Below are 2576 nucleotides of genomic sequence, written 5' to 3' on the forward strand. Positions count from 1 at the left end.
GCAAAAGATTAACAAAGCATGAAAATGAGGACGCTCAGGGGATAATCGCGCGCTCCGAAAATGTTTGCGACAGGCCCAAGCAGCCAGTGCCTCAAAAGGTGCAGGCCTTTCCATTCTGATGGGCGCGCCCAATATTGTGCGCGGTGGCTCGCATTCCGGCAATATTGCTGCACGCGATCTCGTCGATAATGGCAGCCTCGACATTCTGTCCTCGGATTACATTCCGTTCAGCCTCATTCAGTCGGCTTTCGGCCTTGCTTCGGGGGAGCGTCCGATTGCGCTGCCACAGGCTGTCCGCCTCGTAACCAAGAACCCGGCTGATGCCATGGCGATGGATGATCGCGGCGAAATCGCTATCGGAAAGCGTGCCGATCTGGTTCGCGTGCGGCCGAAAGGTGCAATTCCGGTTGTGCGCACTGTCTGGCGCGAAGGCGAACGGGTGCTTTGATGCAGATGCAATCCGATACGCCGAAAGGCTGTTTCGTTGCCGTTGTCGGCCCCAGCGGGGCCGGCAAAGACACGATTATGGATGCAGCGCGTGTGGCTCTTGCGGGCGACACGCGGTTTCATTTTGTGCGCCGGATCATCACGCGTCCGCAAATGCCGGGCACGGAAGATCACGACAGTCTGGATGAAGCAGCATTTACTAAAGCCGCAGGCGAGGGTGCTTTCGCGCTGCACTGGCAGGCGCATAGCCTGAGCTATGGATTGCCGAAATCGCTTGATGATGAAATCGCCGACGGTATCGTGGTGATTGCGAATGTCTCGCGGCGTGTACTTGGCGATATCCGCAGGCTTTATTCGGAACGGTCCGTGGTCGTCATTTCGGCTAGGCCGGAAGTACTTGCAGAGCGGCTTGCATCGCGTGGACGTGAAAGTCGAGAAGAAATCGCTTTGCGACTTAAGCGCGAAGTGAGCTTCGATGACGGTGCAGACGATGTCGTCATAATAGACAATTCAGGGGAAGTCGCTGCTTCCACAGATGCCTTCCTGCGTCATCTGCAGGAAATTAGCATTAAAACAATTGCCTAAATTAAAATCTTAAAGCGGAATGTAAGTTTACACAAACGTCATGGTCCGTTCATTGCAGTGTCATTGAACGGATCATGAGCGGGCATGACTGAAGACGAACTCATGCTTCAACTAAAAAATTGACCCGCCGCTATAATGATAAGGTGGCGGTTTGGCCTGCCGCCGGTTTCATGGACATCGAGGTAAGATATTCCTCCTGAAACCGGAGAGCATGAATGCAAAGACGAATATTCAGCCGCGAGTATAAGCTTGAGGCTGTGAAGCTTGTCAGGGAACGTGGGGTCACTGTTGAGCAGGCTGCTCGTGATCTTGATGTCCACGAGAATGTGTTGTGCAAATGGGTTCGTGAATACGGCGACGATCCCAGCCAGTCGTTTCCTGGAAAAGGCCAGATGAAGCCGGAGCAGCTTGAGATCGAGAGGCTTCGGAAAGAGGTCGCCAAGCTGAAGGCGGAGCGCGCCCCGAGGGCGTTCTTTTGAAGGGGGGCAATCAAAACTTTCTCACTAACAATTATTGCCCCATACTTGATTACGATTGGCTATTGCCATTTTCGTTGGCATTTTTGCCCCACCAACGATCACAAAATGCGTTGATGTTCTCTGACTGGAAGTCTGGAAGACGTTCGATAATTGTTGCAAAGGGCCAATCCCACCAGGCAATATCGGTAAGCTTCGAAACGATTACAGGTTCAAAGCGTTTCCGTATGAGCTTGGCCGGCACACCGCCGACCACGGTGTAAGGCGCAACATCCTTGCTGACGACCGCGCCAGCCGCCAGAACCGCGCCATTACCTATTTTCACACCGGGCAGTACGATGACCCCGTGCCCGATCCAGACATCATGTCCGATAGTCACACAATCAGCGGCGCGTCTTGTGAAAAAAGTCAGATCGCGGTCAGCGTCATGCGAATAATATTCTGGACAATAGGTAAACCGGTGCATGGAGGGGCGGTTCATCGGGTGATTGGGCGCTCCGATCCTGACCTCGGCAGCGACAGCGCAGAACCTTCCAATCACCGCATTTTCGACGATGCAACGTTGGCCGAGATATGAAAAGTCGCCCAGCTCCACGGTGTGGAGTGAAGTATCGTCCAGTATTTCGCAGCAGGTTCCTATTCTGGCGTCCCTCAGTTGTACCGAGGGATGAATAACCGTCTCGGCAATTTTCGGACGGGGAACTGGATATGTGTCTGTCATTTCTGCTCTCCAAGGGTTGAAAACCCCTTTTGTTAGAGGGGTTTCCCCGTGGCCCGTGATCTCGTAGCCAGCAATCTCACGACTTCGATGATAGATGGAGAGGATTGCTCCAGGCACGTTTGCTGTTCTCATCGCAGATTACCAGTCTTGCCCATCCGCCTCTGAATTTTTCCAGAGGAAGCCTTGCATGACGAATGCCTGCTCCCATTACACTTTGCGAGCGGGCAGCCTCGCCGATGAGCCATACCGTGTTTACCGGGCTCATTTCAAGGGCCTGTCGCAAACATTTTCGGAGCGCGCGATTATCCCCTGAGCGTCCTCATTTTCATGCTTTGTTAATCTTTTGC

2 protein-coding genes and 2 pseudogenes are annotated in these 2576 nt (G+C 53.4%); 3 read left to right on the plus strand and 1 reads right to left on the minus strand.

Annotated elements, in window-relative coordinates:
- Positions 1 to 79 precede the first annotated feature (79 nt).
- The 3 genes and pseudogenes from KWJ32_RS27865 to KWJ32_RS27875 all read left to right on the plus strand — a co-directional run.
- A pseudogene (locus KWJ32_RS27865) lies at positions 80 to 448 on the plus strand (amidohydrolase family protein); the annotation flags it as partial.
- A gap of 5 nt (positions 449 to 453) precedes the next feature.
- On the plus strand, positions 454 to 1032 hold the full coding sequence (gene phnN, locus KWJ32_RS27870) for a phosphonate metabolism protein/1,5-bisphosphokinase (PRPP-forming) PhnN (protein ID WP_024897968.1): 579 nt from the start codon (positions 454 to 456) through the stop codon (positions 1030 to 1032).
- 215 nt (positions 1033 to 1247) lie between these two features.
- Positions 1248 to 1490, plus strand: a pseudogene (locus tag KWJ32_RS27875) (transposase); the annotation flags it as partial.
- 70 nt (positions 1491 to 1560) lie between these two features.
- Here the strand turns inward: KWJ32_RS27875 and KWJ32_RS27880 are convergent.
- The gene (locus KWJ32_RS27880; RefSeq protein WP_024897970.1) at positions 1561 to 2229 is read right to left on the minus strand and encodes an acetyltransferase; all 669 of its coding nucleotides are present in this window, start codon (positions 2227 to 2229) and stop codon (positions 1561 to 1563) included.
- Positions 2230 to 2576: the final 347 nt, after the last annotated feature.

It is taken from the genome of Ochrobactrum sp. BTU2 (genome assembly GCF_024539785.1).
Taxonomy (GTDB): Bacteria; Pseudomonadota; Alphaproteobacteria; order Rhizobiales; family Rhizobiaceae; genus Brucella; species Brucella anthropi.

Coding starts and splice junctions, on each gene's coding strand:
- phnN (WP_024897968.1), top strand. CDS start 454: ATGCAATCCGATACGCCGAAAGGCTGTTTCGTTGCCGTTGTCGGCCCC.
- KWJ32_RS27880 (WP_024897970.1), bottom strand. CDS start 2,229: ATGACAGACACATATCCAGTTCCCCGTCCGAAAATTGCCGAGACGGTT.